Below are 19,883 nucleotides of genomic sequence, written 5' to 3'. Positions count from 1 at the left end.
GGGTTGGGGCATGCCCCAGGTACGAGCCGAACGTTTCATCCGCATCGACCCGGATACTGCCTTTGCCTTCTCCCAAACCACCGGGACCTTCCGGCTGAAGTGGGATCCCTTCATTTCCGCGCAGGGGTTCCTGGACGGCGCCCGGGCTCCCGGAAAAGGCGTCCGGACCCGCACAAGGTCGCGGCTGGGCCTGTCCATGGTCAGCCAGTATGTCTCGTTCGCGCCGCCGCGCAGCGTCGGGATGACCATGGTGTCCGGTCCGTGGTTCTTCGATAATTTCGGCGGCGGCTGGCGCTTCACCGCGGACGACGGCGGCACACGGGCGGTCTGGAAGTACACCTTTTCCTGCCGGCCGGCCGTCCTCCGGGCAGCAATGGAGCGGATCGGCAGCCGGCTGCTCGGGTACGAGATCGAACGGCGGATCGAGGCTTTCGCCCGCGCCTGCGAGGACGAGGCGCTGGTGGCAGAGTTCCGGGCGATGAACGCCGGGCAGGGTGGGCCTACGGAACCGTAATCACCGCCACCGCGTGCTGGGCGCCGTCGCGCAGTTCCACGCTGGAGATGCTGGCCAGCTGGATGGGCGTTGCCCCGGTGACCTTGACCTTCCCCGTGGGGGTGGCCGACCAGGCGCAGGCACGGTCCTCGCCCCCGGCGCGGTCGCGGACCCACAGCGAAAGCGTCCCGTCCGCGGGCAAGCTGCTGCCGCTCACGGCGAGCTCGGTCCCCCAGGCTTTGCGCGCCATGTCGATGTGGACCTGCAGCCCGTCCCCGGAAGCCACGGAGTAAGTGGCATCCGGCTGCGGCGGCCTGACCAGCAAGGGCCCCACCGCAAGGCCCACTGCCAGGCACGCGGCCGCAACGGCGCCCGCCAAAGCCACCCACCGCCGTCGTACATTCCGACGCCGGCGGGACAGTTCCTCGAAAAGGCGGGCGGGAACGTTGCTTCCGGCATCCTCGCGCCCACCGGGTACCGCGGTGAGCGCCAGGGCGTCAGGGACGGGAAGGGCGTCCAGGAGCACAGGCACCTTTTCCAGCGATGCCAGCTCCTTGCGGCAGGCAGCGCAGTCCTGGAGGTGGCTTTCGAAGACGGCGACATCCTGGGGATCGAGCCCGCCCAGGACGTAGGCGCCGAGCAGGTGGTGCGGGTTGGCGCTCACCGTTCCACCCCCATCTCGTCCAGGATGGTGCGCAGGGCCCGGAGCCCGTAGTACGCGCGGGACTTGACCGTGCCGCTGGGGATATTGAGCTGGGCGGCCGCCTCGTTGACCGTGAACCGGCGGTAGTGCAGGGCCACCAGGACCTCACGGTGTTCCTTGCTCAGCCTCAACAGCGCTTCCTCCATCAACACTCTGTTAAGCATGTCGTCGACGCGTCCCACCACCTCGACGGGATCTGCGAGGCCGCTTCCGAGGGCCTCAGCCGGCCGGCGTTGGCTCCGGCGATAGTTGTCGATCATGACGTTCCTGGCTGTGCGGTACAGGTAGCTGCGGAAGCTGCCGTTGATGTCCGGGGCGTGCTGCCAGACGCGGAGCACAGTTTCCTGGACCACGTCCTCCGCCAGCTGCGGATCCCGGATTGCGCTGAGCACGAAGCGGCGCAGGGCGCTGCCGTGTTCGCGGTAGATTGCCTCCACCACGCCGTCATCGAGCGGCATCCCACCCTCCCGTCACCTGGCTTGTCGCCGAAACCCTGCGCTTCCGGCTGTTACGACGCCCGCGGGGCGGAAAAGGTTCAATCGCGCGCAGCGTGTGAACCATTCTTCACCCGAAGGCGTCGTAGGGGTTAGCGTCCGGTGATCCGACGCCGGGCCCTACCAAGGAAAGAACCAGCCAAGGGAGCACACCATGAAGCACCATCTCGGGCCGGGCCTCGCCATCCTGGCCCTCGCCGCAGCCCTCAGCGGCTGCGGCAGCAGCTCCGGCACCGCGCCGGCTGCCACCAGCCCGGCAACAGGCACCGCGGCTTCCGCGTCCTCCGCCTCCTCGCCTTCGTCCTCCGCATCATCCTCGCCGGCCGGGGCCGCCGTCGAGCTTAAGACGGCGTCCTCCTCAGCCGCGGGCAGCATTGTGGTGGACGGAAAGGGAATGAGCCTCTACCTCTTCACGAAGGACACCAAGGATTCCGGCACCAGCGCGTGCACCGGCTCCTGCGCCGTCCAGTGGCCGCCGCTGACCACCACATCCGGGACGCCCACCGCGGAGGGGGTCACCGGCAAGCTGGGGACCATCACGGGCGCGGACGGAAAGAAGCAGGTGACCTTGAACGGCATGCCCCTGTACTACTTCGCCAAGGACACCAAACCCGGAGACACCCTCGGCCAGGGCGTCGGCGGCGTGTGGTTCCTGTCCGATCCGTCAGGTGCCATGGCCAAGGCGGCGGGGCAGGCCTACTGATTGGCCTTCGACGGCAGTCCGGCTTACTTCAGGGGAGCGTCTGTGGCTTTGCCGGGAAGCGGGACCCCGGTGGGGACGGGGACGGGGAGTTTCGGTGTCTGCTCCAGGCCCTTCCTGACGTCCCCGGGGACCTCCGTGGGCAGTGACGGCTCCGCCGGCACCCCGGCCGGCTTCGGGGCCGGGGACGCGGACGATCCGTGGCTGGGGGTGCTGCCCGGCCGCGAGGCAGCCGACGACGACGCCCCGCCGGCGGGTGCCGGAGCGGTTGCAGGTGCCGCTGGAACGGCCTCCGGGCTGGCGGCCGCGGGCCGGGTCGGCGCGGGGCCAGGCACCGGCACTTCCCCGCCCTTGGTGCCAGCGGGTGCGGCGGTGGAACCGGTCACGAAGGAGGTGACTGCCTGGTTCAGCTGGCTGAACGAATCACGGAATCCCTGGTCGGAGGCGGCGGCGACCGCGCCGCCGGCCGCGAGGGACGCGGCAACGGAGAGCGTGGTGAGCGTAATACGGCGCTTGGCCCTGCGGCGGGCGGCCAGTTCATCTGCCGGTTTGGCCGCAGGAAGCGCCGCCGTTGCCGGGGCCACGGCGTGAAGCACGGTGGTGGCCGGGGCGGCGGTTGCCGCGCCGGCCATCAGGGCGGCGATTCCGGCTGAAGGCTCCGGGGTCCCGGCTGCCAGCGAACGCAGGTCGAGCAGGGCGTCACGGAGCTGGCCGTCGTCGTCGAGGCCTGCCTCCAGCAGGAGTTCGTCAACCACCCCGTCGTTGCGGGGTCCTGCGGTGTCACTCATGATTCGCCTGGTTTCTCTTGAGCGTTTGGGCCTTAAGGTTCTGCAGGGCGCGGCGCTGGAGCTGCTTGATGGCTCCGGCGCTCTTGCCCATGATGGCGGCCACCTGTTCGATGGACAGGTCAGCCACGACGCGAAGGGCCAGGACCTCCTGGTGTTCTTCGCTGAGTCCTTCCAGCATGGCGGCGGCTCCGCCGGTCAGTTCAACGGCGTGGTCCTCCGCGGACGGGGTTGTCCGGCCGTCGTGCTGGGGGTCGTACGGTGTCAGCTGGGGGCGCCGCTCCAGCCGGCGGTAGTGGTCCACCATGCGGGCGTGGGCAATGGAAAAGATCAGCGACTTGGCGCCCTGCAGCCCGCCGGTGAGGTTGCCGATCCTGGGATAGAACGCCATGAAGACGTCCTGGGTGACGGCTTCGGGGTCATCAAGTCCGCGTGCTTTGAGGTAGCCCTGCACCGGCCCCGCAAAGGTTCTGTAGGCAGCAGCGAACAACGCGGCCGGATCCGTTCCGGCTGCGTTGTCGAATATGTCGGCCTCTTCTTGGGCCAAAGTGTCTAGCACCAGCGGCTCCTCCATCCCGGGATCCGGTTCGCGGCTTTCCCGGTTTGCGGTCTGGACTGCCAGTTTCCGTGGTCTTCCGGCTGCCTTGTTGCGGGTGGTTCAGGGGTGCTGTCCCAAGCATGCGCACCCCGCCCGGGTGCCCGGACTGCGGCCGCAGCCGCAGTCCAGACTAGCCAACTGCCTTAGCGGACCGAAACTGAAGGGGCGTGGGCGGTGTTGCCACCCACTGCCGGAACGGCCGGAACGGCGGGCACGGTGGTGTTGCCTTCGGCGCCCGGAACAGCAGGGACAGCGGGCACGGCGGGCACGGACGGAACCGCGGGCTTTTCAGCCTCAACCGAGGCCGAACCCTTGGCTGCGGCAGCAGCCTTGGCGGCAACGTCGGCCTTGGCCACGACGTCAGCGCAGTAGCTCTTGATGTTCGCGTCACCCTTGGCGGCGATGGACAGCGAGGAGAACGCCGTCGAGGACGCGTTCAGTCCGCCATTGGCGAAGGCGGTGCAGAGGCCCAGGGCAGCCGGACCGGCAGCGTCTACAGCGGTCTTGGCGTCGGCGGAGGCGGTGGTGGTGGCGGAGACCTTTTCGTCTCCGGCCGCAGCGGTGCCGGTGGCCTTGGCACCGGCGTCCGCGGAAGCGTCAGCGGTCTTCAGGGCGTCGGAAACGGCGGCGGTGGCGGCGGGCGCCGGGGTGGCCTGGCCGTTGGCCGCGGCGTCGGCGCCGAGCTTGGGGGCCGGTGCGCCGAAGACTTCATGGGCCGTCTGCTGGGCCTGGGCGGGCAGGACGCCCGAGATGGCGGCGGCGCCGGTTCCGCCAACGGCCAGGGTTCCTGCAGCCAGGACTCCGGCGGCGACTTTGCTGGTGGCGAGCACGGTGAACACAGACATTTAACTTCTCCAAACCTAGACAACACGTCCGATTGGGCCCGGCGGGCGGACCCATCAGTGACTACATCGCCGGGGACGTGGCGGAGGTTACGGGTGTCTGCTTTTTTATTTCCGGCCTCCCCGGGTGGCCGCGCCGGGAACGGAGCGGCCACCCGCGCTGCTAGGCCTCCACCAGGTCTGCGTCCTCGAATTCCACGGCGGCCACGATCTCCTGGGTCTCGGGATTGATCATGAAAGCCTCGTCCTCCTCTTCCACCATGAGGAAGTCGCCGTTGTCGGTGCTGAAGTGCCACGCCAGGGTCTTTTCGCCGTCGTGAATGTAGTTGGGGTCGCCCATGGTGATCTTCGTGAGCTCGACGCCGGCAATGTCGCACAGTTCGCGGATGATCACTTCGAAGTCCGGCGCGTCCTCGAGGGCTTCGGCATCGGCTTGGGCGCGGCGTTCCGGCAGGTCCGGGGTGTGCGCAACCAGGCCCTGGATGTATGGCCCCACCTCCTCGTCGTCGAGCACCACGAGGTCTGCCTGGCGGCGGAGCCAGCCGGCGTTGAGCGCCGTGATGTTCTCCTGCTCCAGCAGCTCCTCGAATTCGCCGTCCAGCTCCTCCATCCGGAGGACGGCGTCGGGGACATCGCCGCTGTCATCGACGCTGCCGTCGAGGTAGAGCTCCGTTTCCTCCCCGGACAGCGCGTCGTAGCATTCGACGGCGCGGTTGAACAGTTCCAGGTGCGCGGTGGCCCCCATGCCCGCCATGCCCTCGCGGATGAGCGTGTCCATGGCGGTGCGGTCGAGCGCCAGGAAGGCGTATTGCGCGAAGCCGCCTTCCAGCGCCTGCGTCAGGTAGAAATCGACGTAGTAGCTGCGGACAGCCACCGGCGCCATTTCCTCGGTGCGGAGCAGGGCCGTATGCATGGCGTCGATGACGGTGACGTTGGCCTGGACCGCTTCCTCATCGCTCGCTTCAATGCTGCTGCTGGTCAGGACGACGGGCTGGGGCGTGGTGATCATGGAATTCCTCGCTGCTGGGGTGGTGGTGCTCCGGACGCTGTTCACGCTACGGGGGCCAGTTCACGGCAGCATTGAGGAGGAAGTGAACGTCAAGCGAAGTTTTCGAGGCGGCCCAAGAAAGAGCGCGGGACATGGGCCTGCTGCCGGGAGAACTAAGATGGATCAGATAACCACCCACCGGACCCGGCTCCGCCGTGGCCTGCCGAAAGTAGCGCGCACCATGCCATCCCAACCGGACGAAAGTGCGGCACTGGCAATACAGACACCCGCCATCAACGACCGTTCCCTCGCGGCCGGGCTGGCGTATGCCATGGCCAGCAGGGTTTCGGGCATGTCGTTCGACGCCGGTACCGGGCTCATGCTGGGCAAGGTCCGGGGCGGCGCGGAAGTTCCGTATTCCACTACCGCCAAGCTGGTCCGCAAGGCGGGCGGCTGGAGCTGCACCGTTGGCGTCTGCAGCTGCCCCGTGCGCAAGGACTGCAAGCATGTGGCTGCCTTGCTCTTCGCGGCGGAGGACAACCCGGCCATCCGGATGCAGCTGTTGGCCCCGTCCACGGCCACGCAGGTCTCCCGCGCCCCCTCCGCGGCCCTCTCGGACTGGGAGCAGGCCCTCAGCCCGCTGATTTCCCAGCCCGGCGCCGCGCCTTCGACCAGCGGTGTTCCCCTGGCGCTGCAGTTCGAGGTTGAAGAGCCGCCGCCGCATTTCTCCTACACCGGCCGCCGCGACCCGGTGCGCGGCGTGCGCCAGCTCAAAGTCCGGCCCGTCATCATGGGGGCCAAGGGCAAGTGGATCCGCGGGGACGTTTCCTGGAACACGCTGAGCTACCTGAACTTCCGGCGCGAATCGAACCACGCGCACGTGGAATGGATGCAGGAGTTCCTGGCCGGGCACTCGCCGTCCGCCAGCCGGATGCACAATTCTTCCGGCCTGTGGCTGGGCCTGAACTCCTATGCCGGGAAGAACCTGTGGGGCCTGCTTTCCGATGCCCGCAAGATCGGGCTGGCCCTGGTCCACTCGCGCGGCGCTGAGCCGGTCCGGGTCGCGGAGGACCCCGCCGCCGTCGGGCTTTCCCTGAGCAGGTTCGGGGCGCCGGCGGATCCCGGCGGCTCCGGAAATCCAGTGTCCGACGCCGGGCTGGAGTTGTCGCCCACCATCACCGTGGCGGGGGAAGAGGTTGATCCGGCAGCGGTAGGCACCATCGGCCGGCCCGCGCACGGCCTCTTCTTCACCTCCGGTGAGGCCGCACTGCCGGGCGTCCCGGATCCGGACGGCGCCATAACGCTGGCGCCGCTGGAGAACGGGCTGAGCGAAGAGCTCCTGGCATTCGTCACGGCCGGCAGCACCCTCCATATTCCCGCCAAGGACGAATCGCGGTTCCTCACGGGTTTCTACCCGAAACTCAAGCAGGCCGCCCGGGTCACGGCGCGGGACGAGTCCGTGGAGCTCCCCGAGCTGGCCGTCCCCACCCTGTCCCTGCTGGCCAATTACGGGGCGGACCACCGGGTGCGGCTGCACTGGGAGTGGCACTACCGCACCGGAAAACTGGTCACGGCGCAGCCCCTGTGGCGGCATCCCGGCGATCAGGGTTACCGGGACGACACCGCCGAGTCCCGCATCCTGGAAGGAATCGGCCAACCTTGGGACACCGTGGCCGCCCTGGGCGAGTCCGCCACCGGCGGCTGGGGCACTCCGCGCCTGGCGGCGTCGGTGGAACTCAAGGGCCTGGATACGCTGGCGTTCACCGAAGAGGTGCTGCCCAGGCTGCGGGAAGCCCCGGACGTGGACGTGGAAACCGTGGGCGAGATCGCCGACTACCGCGAAGCGGAGGAAGCACCGGTGGTGTCGATCTCCACCAAGGCCACCGAACAGCGGGACTGGTTCGACCTCGGCATCCAGATCTCCCTGGAAGGCCAGCCCGTCTCCTTCGCAGCAGTGTTCTCCGCGCTCGCCTCCGGCCAGACCAAGATGCTGCTGCCCAGCGGCGCCTACTTCTCGCTCGACCTGCCGGAACTGCACCAGCTGCGGGCACTGATCGAGGAGGCCCGTTCGCTGCAGGACAACAAGGATGCGCCGCTGCAGATCAGCCGCTTCCAGGCAGGGCTCTGGGACGAACTGGCGCAGCTGGGCATCGTGGACCAGCAGGCCGCCGCCTGGCGCTCGGCCGTGGGCGGGCTCCTGGAGGGCGGGGTGGACGGTTTGCCGCTGCCGGCGTCCCTGAACGCCGAGCTGCGCCCCTACCAGCTGGAAGGCTACAACTGGCTCAGCTTCCTGTACAAGCACGGGCTGGGAGGCGTCCTGGCCGACGATATGGGCTTGGGCAAGACCGTGCAGGCCCTGGCACTGATGTGCGCTGCCAAGGACCATGGGCTTACGTCCGGGGAGCAGCCGTCCGGAGACCGGCACGACGGCGGAGCTGCCGCCGGCCCTGGAACCCAACCCGCCGGCGTCGCGCCCTTCCTGGTGGTGGCACCCACCAGCGTGGTGGGCAACTGGGCGCTCGAAGCCGCCCGCTTCGCGCCCGGCCTGACCGTGCGCACGGTGGGCGAGACGTTCGGGAAGAGCGGCCAGGACGTGGCGGAGGCCCTGGGCGGGGCCGACGTCGTCATCACCTCCTACGCCTTGTTCCGCATCGACTACGAGGCCTACGCCTCCCGGTCCTGGGCAGGGCTGGTCCTGGACGAGGCGCAGTTCGTGAAGAACCACCAGTCCAAGGCCTACCAGTGCGCCCGGAAGCTGCCGGCGGTCTTCAAGCTGGCCATCACCGGCACCCCGCTGGAGAACAACCTGATGGAGTTCTGGGCGTTGACGTCCATCGTGGCGCCCGGCCTGTTCTCCAGCCCCAAGCGCTTCGCGGAGTACTACCAGAAGCCGGTGGAAAAGAACGGCGACAAAGCGCAGCTGGAGAAGCTCCGGCGGCGGGTCCGGCCGCTGATGATGCGGCGCACCAAGGACCAGGTGATCAAGGACCTGCCGCCCAAGCAGGAACAGATCCTGGAAGTGGTGCTGAACCCGAGGCACCAGAAGGTCTACCAGACGCACCTGCAGCGCGAGCGGCAGAAGATTTTGGGGCTGATCGAGGACGTCAACAAGAACAGGTTCACCATCTTCCAGTCGCTGACGCTGCTGCGGCAGCTCAGCCTGGACGTCTCACTGGTGGATCCTGCCTTGTCCGCGGTGCGGTCCTCGAAGCTGGATGTCCTCTTCGAGCAGCTCGAGGACCTCGTGGCAGAGGGGCACAGGGCCCTGATCTTCAGCCAGTTCACCGGATTCCTGGGCAAGGTCCGGGAGCGGCTGGACGAGGAAGGGATCGAGTACTGCTACCTCGATGGCGGCACCCGGAACCGCGCCGACGTGGTCAGCGAATTCAAGAACGGCAGCGCGCCGGTGTTCCTGATTTCGCTCAAGGCCGGCGGCTTCGGGCTCAACCTCACCGAGGCGGACTACGTCTTCCTCCTCGATCCTTGGTGGAACCCGGCCTCCGAGGCGCAGGCCGTGGACCGGACGCACCGGATCGGGCAGGCGCGGAACGTGATGGTGTACCGGCTGGTGGCCAAGGACACCATCGAAGAGAAAGTCATGGCCCTGAAGACCCGGAAGTCCCAGCTGTTCGCGGACGTGATGGAGGGCGATGCCCTGGCCGGCGGCGCCATCACGGCGGAGGACCTGGCGGGGTTGTTCAAGGAGTAGCGCCCGGTTTCGCGACGCATATGATGGACTCCACCGCAAAACTACAACGTTGGAGAAAACCGTGCACCAGCAGCAGGCCGCCCAGGAAACCGTTGCCCCGGAAGCCCCGCCCCTGCGCGCGGACGCCTTCACCCTCCCGTACCGTGATCCGGTGTGGGACGGCCCCACGGACCCCATCCTCGTGGCCGACCACCTCAACGGCGAGTGGGTCCTCTTCTACACCCAGCGGCGCGCCACAGCGCCCGGACTGACAGGCGTCGAGTGGGTTCACGGGACCGGCATCGGTGTTGCGAGGTCGTCCGACGGCGGCGCCACCTGGCGCTACCAGGGCACCGCTGAGGGGCTCATCCCGCCCGGAACGGAAATCCCGGCAACCCTCTGGGCCCCCGACGTCGTCCGCATCGGCAACCGGTGGATCATGTACCTGACGGTGCTGGGCGGGCGGCGGACGGACTGGACCGGAAAAGCGGAAATCGTGCAGTTCGCCAGCCCTGACCTGGAGAAATGGGAGTACCTGGGCGCTGTGGACCTGGATTCACCGCGGGTCATTGACGCCGCCGTCGCCGGGTGCGGGGACGGCCGGTACCGGCTCTGGTACAAGGACGAAACCCGCGGCTCCAATACCTTCAGCGCGGTCAGCGACACCCCGGATGATCCGTCGTCGTGGGTCCTTGAAGGGGTGGCCATCCCGGGCCGGCCGCACGAAGGCCCCAAGGTCTTCGTGCTGGGCGGCTGGTACTGGATGATCGTGGACGAATGGCGCGGCCAGGCGGTATATCGCTCGGTGGACGGCACCGGAAACTGGACCCGGCAGGAGCACCTGGGCGGGCTGATCCTCACGGCGCCGGAGTCCTGGGACGGACGGGCCGTCGTCGGACGCCACGCGGACGTGGTGCCGCTGGGCGGGGACGCGGGCGACGGCGGCGCGGACCGTGCGCTGCTTGTCTACTTCACGCATCCCTGCTGGGACGGTGAGGACATCGGCACCATGGCGCCGGACCCGCGCACGCGCCTCAGCCACGTCCGTGCCGCGGTGCTCGAAGTGCGCGGCGGCATCCTGGCCTGCACGGAACAGTAGGCACGCCGAAGGGCCAAACCCTGGAACTATAAGCCGGCGGCTGCCGGCACCGGTCCAAGGTTTGGCCCTGACTCGTGCGCTGGGACCCGCGACGCGGAAGCGTCCACCGGGCGCCGCCCCCAGCAGGCGGGCGCCCGGTGCGTTGCGGCGGTTACACCCGCTGCGGCGAGCCCAGTTCCACCGGGTCCTCATCCGTAAGGTAGGCGAGCTCGGAGTGGGCTGCGAGGTCGATGCCGCGCAATTCGTCCTCGGGCTTGATGCGCAGGCCACCCATGGCCTTGTCCAGGATCTTGGCCAGGAGCCAGGTGATCCCGAAGGAGTAGGCCAGGACGCTGACGGTGGCGATCGCCTGGACGCCGAGCAGGTCGAAGCCGCCGCCGTAGAACAGGCCGCTGACGCCGTTCGGGGCCTTGTCGGTGGCGAAGAGGCCGATCAGCAGGGTGCCCAGGATGCCGCCGACCAGGTGGACGCCCACGACGTCGAGCGAATCGTCGAAGCCGAGGCGGAACTTCCATTCGATGGCCAGCGAGCAGACGGCCCCGGCGATGGCGCCGATGGCCAGGGCGCCCAGCGGGCTGACGGCGCCACAGGCCGGGGTGATAGCCACCAGCGCGGCGATCAGGCCCGAGGCGGCGCCCATGCTGGTGGCGGCGCCGTGGCGGACCCGCTCCACGAGGGCCCAGGCAAGCAGGCCGGCGGAGGCGGCGACGGCGGTGTTGAGGAAGACCACGGCCGCGGACTGGCCGGCGGCGAGCGCGGAGCCTGCGTTGAAGCCGAACCAGCCCACCCACAGCAGGCCTGCGCCCACCAGGACCAAGGGGCGGCTGTGCGGCTTCGTGTGTTCCATTTTCGGCCAGCCGGAGCTCTTGCCCAGGACCAGGGCCAGGGCCAGGGCGGCAGCGCCGGCGTTCATGTGCACCGCGGTGCCGCCGGCGAAGTCGATGGCCTTGATCCCGTTGGCGATCCAGCCGCCCACCGTGCTGCCGTCCGCAGAGTCGAACGCGAACACCCAGTGCGCGATGGGGAAGTAGACCACAGTGGCCCAGATGCCGGCGAACACCATCCAGGCGCCGAACTTCATCCGCCCGGCGGCGGCTCCGGCAACCAGTGCGGTGGTGACGCAGGCGAAGAACAGCTGGAACGCTGCGAACAGGATGACGGGGATGGACGCGGAATCATCCTTGGCCAGCAGTTGCCCCATGCCGGGGAATTCGGTGACGTCACCGATCAGGCCCAGGCCGCCCACGGAGTTGCCGAAGGCCATCGAGTAGCCGAACAGGGCCCAGAGGACGGCCACCAGGCTGGCGCCGCCGAAGCACATCATCATCATGTTGAGAATGCGGCGCGACCCCACCATGCCCCCGTAAAACAGGGCCAGGGCGGGGATCATCATGCACACCAGCGCCGAGCTGGCCAAAATCCAAGCGACATTTCCCGAATCCATGGGAAACCCCTTTCGTGATGCGAAGAGAGAACGGTCGTTTGCCGTCAGAGCCGCTCTGCGGAGGGACGTGGCCGGAGAAACCACGTTCAGCGGGTGGGGCGGCTGTTGCCGTCTGATTCCAACTGTATGGCGGCAATTCCCGGGTGGGTTTCCGGTGTGTTAAATGATCGTTTCGGTCATCCACAGGCGAGTTTCAGGGGTCACGCAGCACGCAGGAAGCTACTGCAGGAGCCACCCGTCACGGGCGGCGCTATTTGGCGGAGACCGCCAGGAACTGAATGGGAAGGTCCAGCAACTCCAGCGGGCCGTGTGGGCCTTCACCGTCCAGGAGCAGCGAGTCCCCGGCCTCCATCACGTACTCATAGGACCCGTGGCCGTAGACCATCCGGCCGGAGAGCATGTAGATGAACTCCGTGCCCGGGTGCTGGAACAGGGGAAAGACGTCGGAAGCGTCCGTGAGGGTCACCAGCGTGGGTTCGATGGCGTCGCTGCGGCCCTTCAACGTGCCCAGGACGCGGTATTCGTGGCCGTGCTGGGTGCCGCTGCGGACGGTGAGGCTGCCCTGGCCGCTCTTGGTGAAGGTGGCGTCCCGGTCGGTGTCCGCGCCCCGGAACAAAGCAGTGACGGGAACCTTCAGTCCGTCGGCCAGCCGCTGCAAGGTGGTGAGGGAGCAGGAGGTGGTGGCGGTTTCCACCCGGGAGATCATGGCCTTGGACAGGCCGGTCCGGGCTGCGAGCTCGGCCGACGACAATCCGGCCGACGTGCGGTAGTGCCGGACCTGCGCCGCGATGACCTGCTCCAGCCGGCCGGCAACGTCCTCTGCGGGCTGTTCGGCTGCCTGGTCCCCGGCCTCTTCGGTCATGTTTGCCATCTTAGGCGGGCGGCGGGAGGCCCGGCGTACGACGACGGTCCTGGCCGGTCACGCTGCCTCGCCCAGCAGTCCGGCAAGGGAGTCCGCCAGGGCAAGTGCGCCGGCTTCGGCGTCTCGGTCGTCGACCAGTTCGTCCGGCGAATGCGAAACGCCAGTGGGGTTGCGGACAAACAGCATGGCTGTGGGCAGGTGTGCGGCCAGCACACCGGCGTCGTGGCCGGCGCCGGTGTCCAGCACCGGGGCGGCAGGCAGGAGCTGCTGCAGCCGGTCCCGGAGGCCGCCGTCGAAATGCACCGTGGGACTCAGCGACTCCGTACCCAGGCTGGCTGTGCAGCCTTCTTCCGCGGCGAGGACCTGGGCGTTCTGTCCGATCGCCTCCACCAGTGCGGCGGTGACCGAGTCCTCCGGGTGGCGGACGTCGATCCACAGGTCCACCCGGGACGCGATGACGTTGGTGCCGCCGGGGACGGGCTGCACCCTGCCCACGGTGGCCCGGGCGTCCCGGTATTTGCGGGCCGTATCCCGGATGGAAACCATCACCTTGGCGGCGGCAACCATGGGGTCCTTGCGGTCCGCCATGAGCGTGGTGCCGGCATGGTTCCCCTCCCCCGTGATGCCCAGCTTCCAGCGGCCATGCCCCAGGATGGATGATCCGATGGCCACGGGCTGGTGGAGGTCGATCAGCCCCCTCCCCTGCTCCACATGCAGCTCGACGAACATTCCGAGCCGCTGAAGGGCCGAGTGGTCCGCTCCGATGAACCGGGGGTCCTGGCCGTTCGCGGCGGCCACCTCGGCATAGGTGTTGCCGGCCGGGTCCTTGAGGTTGCGGGCTTTGGTGGCGTCCAGTTGGCCGGTAAGGAGCCGTGAGCCGAGGCAGGCAACACCGAACCGCGACCCCTCCTCTTCCGGGAAGACGGCGATCACCAGCGGCCGCCGGGGCCGGAAGTTCCGGGCTTTGAGAAGGTCGACGGCGACCAGCGCCGAGGCAACCCCCAGGGGCCCGTCGTACGCACCGCCGCCGGGAACGGAATCGAGGTGGCTGCCGGTGGCGACGGCGTCCTCCCGCACCCCTGTTGCGGTGTCCCACCAGGCCCAGATGATCCCGTTGTGGTCGGTTTGGACATCGAGGCCGCGCCGGCCGGCCTGCTCGATGAACCAGGCCCGCAGGTCGGTCTCGGCGGTGGAGAACACAGGGCGGGAGTAGCCGCCGCGGGTGTTGTCCCGGCCGATGGTGGAGATATCCTGCAGGAGCCCGGTAACGGTGGGTGCGCTGGTTTCGGCGGGGACGGCTGGTTCAGTTGTTGTTCGGAAAAGGCTCACGATGTTCCGTTCTACGTGGTCAGCGCCGGGGAGGATGCACTCCGGAAACGGTCCGGAATTGACCCGGCACCGGTGGCCAGATCCGCGGCCCACTGTCCGATCACCGGCGCGAATTTTGCCCCGTGGCCCGAGCAGGGTGAGACGACGGTGAGGTTGTCCGCCCGGTCAATGAGGAAGTCCTCGGTGGGGGTGTTGGTGAACAGGCAGGTGGTTTCGGCGTACGGTTCCGGGTCCAGGCCAGGCAGGTAGCGGCGGACGTACTCCGTTACGCGGGCGCGGTTGGCCGGGTCCACCGCGCCGGTCTGGGCTGCTGCCGACGGGATGCGCGGGCCGCCGTTGTACTCGGCCACTTTCTGCCCGGCAAAGCCGGCGTCCCGCCCGCCGGGCAGCCCGTAGGCCTGGATGCCGGAGGCTTTGTGGATGAAGGTGGGCCAGGCGGGGGCACCCGCGCCCGTGCCGCCGTCGTCATCCCTGTACCGGAAGTGGAAGGCCTGCTCCTGCCGCACGGTGAATTCGGGCAGTCCCGCCAGGAAGGCCGCCGGAAGCGGCAGCGAGTCCAGCATCTGCGGCAACCAGCCCCCGGCGCTGACCACGATGTTGCCGGCGTCGATGGTCCTGCCGGCCGCCGAGCGCACGCGGTAGCCGGTGCCGTGGTTTTCCACGCCGGCCACGTTCCAGCCGGTGAGGACCCGGGCACCGTTGCGGACGGCGAGGTCCACCATCACGTTCACGGAGGTTTCGGCGTCGATCACGCCGGCGCCGGGGTGCCAAAGCACCTCGGTGTCGAACGCGATGTGCGGCCAGCGGTTCCGGGCGTCGGCGGCGGTCAGCAGTTCGTGGTCGATTCCGGCGGCGCCGAGTACCTCCGCGAGCTGCGCCGGATTCCGCTTCTGGCCATAGTCCACCGCTCCGGCGGGGGTGATCAGTACGGTGCCGGCCTCGGCGGCGAGTCCGTCCCAGAGTGCCTTCGCTTCCAGGACGGCACGGGTGTAGAACAGGTCCGGGTAGGCGTAGCGGAAGATGCGTGCCGAGCCGTGGGAACTGCCGTCATGTGCGGCCGGGACGTCGCGTTCCAGGAGCGTGACCTGGTGGCCGCGGGACGCCAGCTGCCAGGCGGTGGCGGCGCCGGCAAGGCCCGCGCCCACCACCACGTAGTCGGACGGGTCCGTCATCAGAAGCTCCCCTGGGCTCCGGGGATCCAGTTGGTGCCGGCCAGCGGCACCCGGGCCATGGCGGAAGCCTCGATGGTGAGCGCCACCAGGTCCTCGGGTTCCAGGTTGTGCAGGTGCGATTTTCCGCAGGCCCGGGCGATGGTCTGGGCTTCCATCGTGAGCACGCGGAGGTAGTTGGCCAGCCGGCGTCCCGCGGCCACCGGGTCCAGCCGTGAAGCAAGCGACGGGTCCTGGGTGGTGATGCCGGCGGGGTCGCGGCCGTCCTGGAAGTCGTCGTAGAAACCGGCCGCGGAGCCCAGGGCGGCGTATTCGGCGGCGTAGCGGGGGTCGTTGTCGCCGAGCGCGATCAGCGCGGCGGTGCCGATGGCGACGGCGTCCGCGCCCAGGGCCATGGCCTTGGCAACATCTGCCCCGGTGCGGATGCCGCCGGAAACGATCAGCTGGACCTTACGGTGCACACCGAGCTCCTGCAGGGCCTGGACCGCCTGCGGGATGGCGGCCAGCGTGGGGATCCCCACGTTCTCGATGAACACCTGCTGCGTGGCGGCGGTGCCGCCCTGCATCCCGTCCACCACCACGACGTCCGCGCCGGACTTCACGGCAAGCGCGGTGTCGTAGTACGGCCGGGAGGCACCGACCTTGACGTAGATGGGGGTCTTCCAGTCGGTGATCTCGCGGAGTTCGCCGATCTTGATTTCCAGGTCGTCCGGGCCGGTCCAGTCCGGGTGTCGGCTGGCGGAGCGCTGGTCGATACCCACCGGCAGGGTACGCATGCCGGCCACGCGTTCGGTGATTTTCTGGCCCAGGAGCATGCCGCCGCCGCCGGGCTTGGCGCCCTGGCCGAGCACAATCTCGATCGCGTCGGCCTTGCGGAGGTCGTCCGGGTTCATGCCGTAGCGGGACGGCAGGTACTGGTACACCAGGTGCTTGGACTGGCCGCGCTCCTCCGGCGTCATCCCGCCGTCGCCCGTGGTGGTGGAGGTGCCCACCTCGCTGGCGCCGCGGCCCAAAGCTTCTTTGGCGTTCGCGGACAGGGCGCCGAAGCTCATGCCGGCGATGGTGACCGGGGTCTGCAGGTGCAGCGGCCGGCTCGCGTGGCGGTCGCCGAGGATGACGTCGGTGTCGCACTTTTCGCGGTAGCCCTCCAGCGGATAGCGGGACATGGAGGCGCCGAGGAACAACAGGTCATCAAAGTGCGGGACTTTGCGTTTGGCGCCCCAGCCGCGGATGTCGTAGACGCCGGTGGCGGCGGCGCGCTGGATGTCTGCGATGGTGGCGCGGTCGAAGGTGGCGGACTCCCTCAGGCCAAGTTCGGCGTTTTGGGCGGGCGCAGGAGCCTGTGCGGGTGCGGGGAGGGAAGTGATGGTCACGGGAGCCTCCTAGTAGGCGGTCGAGTTGTCGACGTGGAAGTGGTATAGGTTCCTGGCGGAGCCGTAGCGCTTGAAATCGGCGGGGTTGTCGGTGCGGCCGGCGGCGGCGAGGAGTTCCGCGAGTTCGGCCAGGTGCTCTTCGCGGAGCGGTTTTTCGACGCAGTCGGCGCCCAGGGAGGCGACAGAGCCTTTGACGTAGATCCGGGCCTCGTAGATGGAGTCGCCCAGGGCATCACCGGCGTCGCCGCAGACCACCAGCCGGCCGGCCTGCGCCATGAACGCCGACATGTGGCCGATGTTGCCGCCCACCACGATGTCCACGCCCTTCATGGAGATCCCGCAGCGCGCACCGGCGTTGCCGTCGATGACCACCAGGCCGCCGTGGCCGGTGGCGCCCGCCGACTGGGACGCATCGCCCTTCACGTGGACGCGGCCGGACATGATGTTCTCCGCCAGTCCTACGCCGGCATTGCCGTTGATGGCCACGCTCCCCTTTTGGTGCATCCCCGCGGCGTAATACCCGGCATGGCCGTCGATGGTCACGGCGACGTCCGCGTCGATGCCGACGGCCAGGCTGTGCTTGCCGCCGGGATTGGTGACGGTCCAGGACTGCCCGTCCACGGCGTCATGCAGGGCCTGGTTCAGTTCGCGGACCGGGACCTCTGCGAGGTCGAGCACCGCGGGCGTTGCGGCGGCAGTGGCAATTGTTTCAGGCGCGGCGGCTTCGGGGGCTGTCAGAGTGACCATGTGTAGACCTTTCCGGGTTCCGGTTCAAAAATGCGGGCGTCGCCGATGCCAGGCAGTCCGGCCAGGGCGCGGTATTCGGAGGCCATGGCCACGTAGTCGTCCGTTTCGGCGATGATGGCCGGCTTGCAGGCGATGGGGTCGCGGACCACGGCCATGCTGTCCGCGGTGGTAACCACCAGGGTGTAGAAGCCGTCCAGGACCTTGCCCAGGTTCACCAGCGCCTCTTCGAGGGTGTCGCCCTGCTTCAGCCGGGAAGCCACGTAGCGGGCACCCACCTCCGTGTCATTCTCGGAGTCGAACACCACGCCCTCACGCTTCAGGTTACGCCGGACAGTGGCGTGGTTGGAGAACGAGCCATTGTGCACCAGGCAGAGGTCGTCGGCCACGGAGAAGGGGTGCGAGCCTCCGGCAGTGACGGCGGATTCGGTGGCCATCCGGGTGTGGGAGAGGCCCTGGCTGCCGGCCAGGGCGTCCAGTCCGTGCCCGGCGGCGATCTCCATCGGGTGGCCCACGCTCTTCATCACGGCCACATGCTCACCCCGTCCAATGATGGTGGCACCGGGCACGGTTTCGCAGACGGCCTTCACCAGCAGGTCGGTCCCTACGGCGGCGCTCACCAGCGTGGTGTCGCCCACCACCTGCACGGCTGGTGCCGCATCCGACGGCAGGAGCGCCGCGACGCCGCCGGTGATGGCCGCCGTCGCCATGCCCTGGTCCCGGCCCAGCAGGCTCAAGGTGGACCTGCCCGGCGACACCAGGCCGGGGGTGTTGTAGACAGCGAGGCCGGCGGAGTCAGGGCCGCGGTCCACGATCTGGCACAGCATCGAGGACAGCAGGGCGCCCATTTGGGGGTGCAGCGAGGGATTGCGCAGCTGCAGCGCGGCGATTCCGCACATGGAAAATCCTTTGCTAAGTAGGGATCAGATGGAGGTGAGGTAGGTGCGGATTTCCCAGTCGCTGACCTGGTTGTGCCAGCTCAGGAACTCCTCTTCCTTGGCGTTGGCGTAGTACAGGCCGATCTCCGGATCGCCGCTGAGGCTGGCCAGGACCACCGGGTCCCGGCGGAGTGCTTCGACGGCGTGCAGCAGGGTGGCCGGCAGGAAGTGGGCGTCCGGTTTGGACTCGCCGGGGCCGGACGGCATGCCGGGGTCGGCGGAGCTCTCCACCCCGTCCAGGCCGGCCGCAATGGCTGCTGCGATGGCCAGGTAGGGGTTTGCCGAACCGTCGCCGGAGCGCAACTCGATCCGGTTGTTGTCCGGGACGCGGATCATGTGCGTGCGGTCGTTCCCGCCGAAGGACGCCTTCCGGGGCGACCAGGTGGCGCCCGATGAACTCGTCGTGGCGCCGGTGCGCTTGTAGGAATTCACGGTGGGGGCGAGGAAGGCCTGCAGGGCCGGGGCGTGGTCCAGGATCCCGCCGATGAACGAATAGGCGAGGCCTGACAGCCCAAGGCCGCGGCCGTCGTCGTCCGCTCCCCCTGCGGCCGGGAACAGCGCCTCCGCACCGGACCACAGCGAGAGGTGGAAGTGCAGCCCGGTGCCGGTGCGGTCCGTGAACGGTTTGGGCATGAAGGTGGCGGTCATGCCCCGTTGTTCGGCCAGGATGTTCAGGATGTAGCGGAGCGAGATGACGCGGTCTGCGGTGGTGAGGGCGTCCGCATAGTTGAAGTTCTGCTCGAACTGGCCGGCGGCGTCCTCGTGGTCGTTGGCGTAGTTGCCCCAGCCCAGGCTGTTCATCGCCGTGCTGATGGAGGCCAGGTGCTCGTACATGCGGGTCACGCCGCGGGCGTCGTAGCAGGGGCGGGGCGAATCGTCGCGGGTGTCGGCGGTACTCAACGTCCCGTCGTCGTTCCTGTTCACCAGGAAGTACTCCACCTCGGCGCCCACCTTGGCCTGCATCCCGTGGTCCGCCAGGCGGGCAAGGGCGTTTTTGAGGATGACCCGCGGCGCGTAGGGCCACGGCTTGCCGTCAACGTGGGGATCGCAGTGGACGATGGCCAGGCCTTCCTTGATGAAGGGCACCGGGGTGAAGGACGCGAGGTCCGGGACCGCGATAAGGTCGGCGTCCTGGGGATTCTGGCCGATAAGTCCCGCGGCGTAGCCGGCAAACCCCATGGCCCCGCCCTCGAGTTGGTCAGCGGCTTCCACGGGGACCAGCTTGGCGCAGGGCTTGCCGGTCATGTCCACGAATGTGGCCAGCAGGAAGCGGACATCGTGGGCGCGGGCGATGTCCTTGAGGGAGATCCCGGCGGCATCCGCACGGGCTGCGGGCGCGGGTGCGGGCGCGGGGGTTACAGCAGGGGTTGCGACACTGGTCATCGAAACATTCCTGTCCGGGTCGGTGTTAGCTAAGAGTAAACCTTGTTGCATCAGGTTAGGCAATGGGACGTTTCGCGCGTCCGGCCGGCGTGTTAATTGCATGTTTCGGGGCCGTGGACGCGGGGCGGCGTCACGCGGAGCACGCTTTACGGATGCTTCCGACGGCGGAATGCCAGGTTTGTGCGGGACACGGCGCCGCGGCGGGACGAAAGCGTGCTCCGCGTGACGCCGGGCACGCTGCCGGCGGCCGG

The 19,883-nt window shown here is 68.6% G+C and carries 18 protein-coding genes; 4 read left to right on the top strand and 14 right to left on the bottom strand.

The genetic code is table 11. From position 1 onward, the window contains the following. The first annotated feature begins 10 nt into the window (after nt 1–10). The gene (locus AC4EEO_RS00785; RefSeq protein WP_018760799.1) at nt 11–514 is read left to right on the top strand and encodes an SRPBCC family protein; all 504 of its coding nucleotides are present in this window, start codon (nt 11–13) and stop codon (nt 512–514) included. Here AC4EEO_RS00785 and AC4EEO_RS00780 read toward each other — a convergent pair. Together AC4EEO_RS00780 and AC4EEO_RS00775 are read right to left on the bottom strand one after the other, a co-directional pair. Beyond that, the gene (locus AC4EEO_RS00780) at nt 501–1,157 is read right to left on the bottom strand and encodes an anti-sigma factor family protein (RefSeq protein WP_018760798.1); all 657 of its coding nucleotides are present in this window, start codon (nt 1,155–1,157) and stop codon (nt 501–503) included. The genes AC4EEO_RS00785 and AC4EEO_RS00780 overlap by 14 nt on opposite strands. Continuing rightward, nucleotides 1,154–1,654 carry a sigma-70 family RNA polymerase sigma factor gene (locus AC4EEO_RS00775; RefSeq protein WP_018760797.1) on the bottom strand — a complete coding sequence of 167 codons (501 nt, stop codon included), beginning with the start codon at nt 1,652–1,654 and terminating at the stop codon, nt 1,154–1,156. Before AC4EEO_RS00775 ends, AC4EEO_RS00780 begins: the two co-directional genes overlap by 4 nt. Nucleotides 1,655–1,844: 190 nt before the next feature. Here AC4EEO_RS00775 and AC4EEO_RS00770 point away from each other — a divergent pair, with 190 nt between their 5' ends. Then, complete coding sequence (locus tag AC4EEO_RS00770; protein ID WP_018760796.1) at nt 1,845–2,393, top strand: COG4315 family predicted lipoprotein; 549 nt, start codon at nt 1,845–1,847, stop codon at nt 2,391–2,393. A 23-nt stretch (nt 2,394–2,416) separates the two neighbouring features. Here AC4EEO_RS00770 and AC4EEO_RS00765 read toward each other — a convergent pair whose 3' ends face one another. The 4 genes from AC4EEO_RS00765 to AC4EEO_RS00750 all read right to left on the bottom strand — a co-directional run bounded on the left by AC4EEO_RS00765 (nt 2,417) and on the right by AC4EEO_RS00750 (nt 5,624). Next, a complete protein-coding gene (locus tag AC4EEO_RS00765; RefSeq protein WP_285320272.1) occupies nt 2,417–3,178 on the bottom strand; it encodes a hypothetical protein in 762 nt (253 codons plus the stop codon). After that, entirely contained in the window at nt 3,171–3,749 is a 579-nt protein-coding gene (locus tag AC4EEO_RS00760) for an RNA polymerase sigma factor (RefSeq protein ID WP_285320271.1), read from the bottom strand. The genes AC4EEO_RS00765 and AC4EEO_RS00760 overlap by 8 nt, the downstream gene beginning before the upstream one ends. A gap of 167 nt (nt 3,750–3,916) precedes the next feature. Next, complete coding sequence (locus AC4EEO_RS00755; protein ID WP_285320270.1) at nt 3,917–4,618, bottom strand: protein tyrosine phosphatase; 702 nt, start codon at nt 4,616–4,618, stop codon at nt 3,917–3,919. A gap of 160 nt (nt 4,619–4,778) precedes the next feature. Continuing rightward, nucleotides 4,779–5,624 carry a DMP19 family protein gene (locus AC4EEO_RS00750; protein ID WP_491339644.1) on the bottom strand — a complete coding sequence of 282 codons (846 nt, stop codon included), beginning with the start codon at nt 5,622–5,624 and terminating at the stop codon, nt 4,779–4,781. 220 nt (nt 5,625–5,844) lie between these two features. On the opposite strand from AC4EEO_RS00750, the gene AC4EEO_RS00745 reads away from it, so the two are divergent. Next, complete coding sequence (locus AC4EEO_RS00745; protein WP_491340378.1) at nt 5,845–9,312, top strand: DEAD/DEAH box helicase; 3,468 nt, start codon at nt 5,845–5,847, stop codon at nt 9,310–9,312. 61 nt (nt 9,313–9,373) lie between these two features. Continuing rightward, complete coding sequence (locus tag AC4EEO_RS00740; protein ID WP_491339643.1) at nt 9,374–10,390, top strand: glycoside hydrolase family protein; 1,017 nt, start codon at nt 9,374–9,376, stop codon at nt 10,388–10,390. A 151-nt stretch (nt 10,391–10,541) separates the two neighbouring features. On the opposite strand, the gene AC4EEO_RS00735 is transcribed toward AC4EEO_RS00740, so the two are convergent. The 8 genes from AC4EEO_RS00735 to glnT form a co-directional block, all read right to left on the bottom strand. Beyond that, complete coding sequence (locus AC4EEO_RS00735; protein ID WP_018760789.1) at nt 10,542–11,834, bottom strand: ammonium transporter; 1,293 nt, start codon at nt 11,832–11,834, stop codon at nt 10,542–10,544. Between the two features lie 250 nt (nt 11,835–12,084). After that, complete coding sequence (locus AC4EEO_RS00730; protein ID WP_285320268.1) at nt 12,085–12,696, bottom strand: helix-turn-helix domain-containing protein; 612 nt, start codon at nt 12,694–12,696, stop codon at nt 12,085–12,087. A 57-nt stretch (nt 12,697–12,753) separates the two neighbouring features. Continuing rightward, nucleotides 12,754–14,025: an allantoate amidohydrolase gene (locus tag AC4EEO_RS00725; protein WP_285320267.1), complete on the bottom strand. Its 1,272-nt coding sequence runs from the start codon at nt 14,023–14,025 to the stop codon at nt 12,754–12,756. An 11-nt stretch (nt 14,026–14,036) separates the two neighbouring features. Then, nucleotides 14,037–15,197 carry an FAD-dependent oxidoreductase gene (locus AC4EEO_RS00720; RefSeq protein WP_285320266.1) on the bottom strand — a complete coding sequence of 387 codons (1,161 nt, stop codon included), beginning with the start codon at nt 15,195–15,197 and terminating at the stop codon, nt 14,037–14,039. Then, nucleotides 15,197–16,567, bottom strand: coding sequence for an FMN-binding glutamate synthase family protein (locus AC4EEO_RS00715; protein WP_285320265.1), 1,371 nt, complete (start codon nt 16,565–16,567; stop codon nt 15,197–15,199). Before AC4EEO_RS00715 ends, AC4EEO_RS00720 begins: the two co-directional genes overlap by 1 nt. A 9-nt stretch (nt 16,568–16,576) precedes the next feature. Then, the gene (locus AC4EEO_RS00710) at nt 16,577–17,314 is read right to left on the bottom strand and encodes a GltB/FmdC/FwdC-like GXGXG domain-containing protein (protein ID WP_285320264.1); all 738 of its coding nucleotides are present in this window, start codon (nt 17,312–17,314) and stop codon (nt 16,577–16,579) included. Then, complete coding sequence (locus AC4EEO_RS00705) at nt 17,302–18,210, bottom strand: class II glutamine amidotransferase domain-containing protein (protein ID WP_491339642.1); 909 nt, start codon at nt 18,208–18,210, stop codon at nt 17,302–17,304. The genes AC4EEO_RS00710 and AC4EEO_RS00705 overlap by 13 nt, the downstream gene beginning before the upstream one ends. Before the next feature lie 24 nt (nt 18,211–18,234). Beyond that, nucleotides 18,235–19,632 (bottom strand): type III glutamate--ammonia ligase, encoded by a 1,398-nt coding sequence (glnT, locus tag AC4EEO_RS00700; RefSeq protein WP_285320262.1) that lies wholly within the window; start codon nt 19,630–19,632, stop codon nt 18,235–18,237. Nucleotides 19,633–19,883: the final 251 nt, after the last annotated feature.

Source organism: Pseudarthrobacter sp. MOO13 (genome assembly GCF_058267655.1).
The sequence above is the reverse complement of the archived record's forward strand: the minus strand, read 5'-3'. Positions and strand labels throughout refer to the sequence as shown.

Coding starts and splice junctions, on each gene's coding strand:
- AC4EEO_RS00785 (WP_018760799.1), top strand. CDS start 11: ATGCCCCAGGTACGAGCCGAACGTTTCATCCGCATCGACCCGGATACT.
- AC4EEO_RS00775 (WP_018760797.1), bottom strand. CDS start 1,654: ATGCCGCTCGATGACGGCGTGGTGGAGGCAATCTACCGCGAACACGGC.
- AC4EEO_RS00770 (WP_018760796.1), top strand. CDS start 1,845: ATGAAGCACCATCTCGGGCCGGGCCTCGCCATCCTGGCCCTCGCCGCA.
- AC4EEO_RS00765 (WP_285320272.1), bottom strand. CDS start 3,178: ATGAGTGACACCGCAGGACCCCGCAACGACGGGGTGGTTGACGAACTC.
- AC4EEO_RS00760 (WP_285320271.1), bottom strand. CDS start 3,749: ATGGAGGAGCCGCTGGTGCTAGACACTTTGGCCCAAGAAGAGGCCGAC.
- AC4EEO_RS00755 (WP_285320270.1), bottom strand. CDS start 4,618: ATGTCTGTGTTCACCGTGCTCGCCACCAGCAAAGTCGCCGCCGGAGTC.
- AC4EEO_RS00750 (WP_491339644.1), bottom strand. CDS start 5,624: ATGATCACCACGCCCCAGCCCGTCGTCCTGACCAGCAGCAGCATTGAA.
- AC4EEO_RS00745 (WP_491340378.1), top strand. CDS start 5,845: ATGCCATCCCAACCGGACGAAAGTGCGGCACTGGCAATACAGACACCC.
- AC4EEO_RS00735 (WP_018760789.1), bottom strand. CDS start 11,834: ATGGATTCGGGAAATGTCGCTTGGATTTTGGCCAGCTCGGCGCTGGTG.
- AC4EEO_RS00730 (WP_285320268.1), bottom strand. CDS start 12,696: ATGACCGAAGAGGCCGGGGACCAGGCAGCCGAACAGCCCGCAGAGGAC.
- AC4EEO_RS00720 (WP_285320266.1), bottom strand. CDS start 15,197: ATGACGGACCCGTCCGACTACGTGGTGGTGGGCGCGGGCCTTGCCGGC.
- AC4EEO_RS00710 (WP_285320264.1), bottom strand. CDS start 17,314: ATGGTCACTCTGACAGCCCCCGAAGCCGCCGCGCCTGAAACAATTGCC.
- AC4EEO_RS00705 (WP_491339642.1), bottom strand. CDS start 18,210: ATGTGCGGAATCGCCGCGCTGCAGCTGCGCAATCCCTCGCTGCACCCC.
- glnT (WP_285320262.1), bottom strand. CDS start 19,632: ATGACCAGTGTCGCAACCCCTGCTGTAACCCCCGCGCCCGCACCCGCG.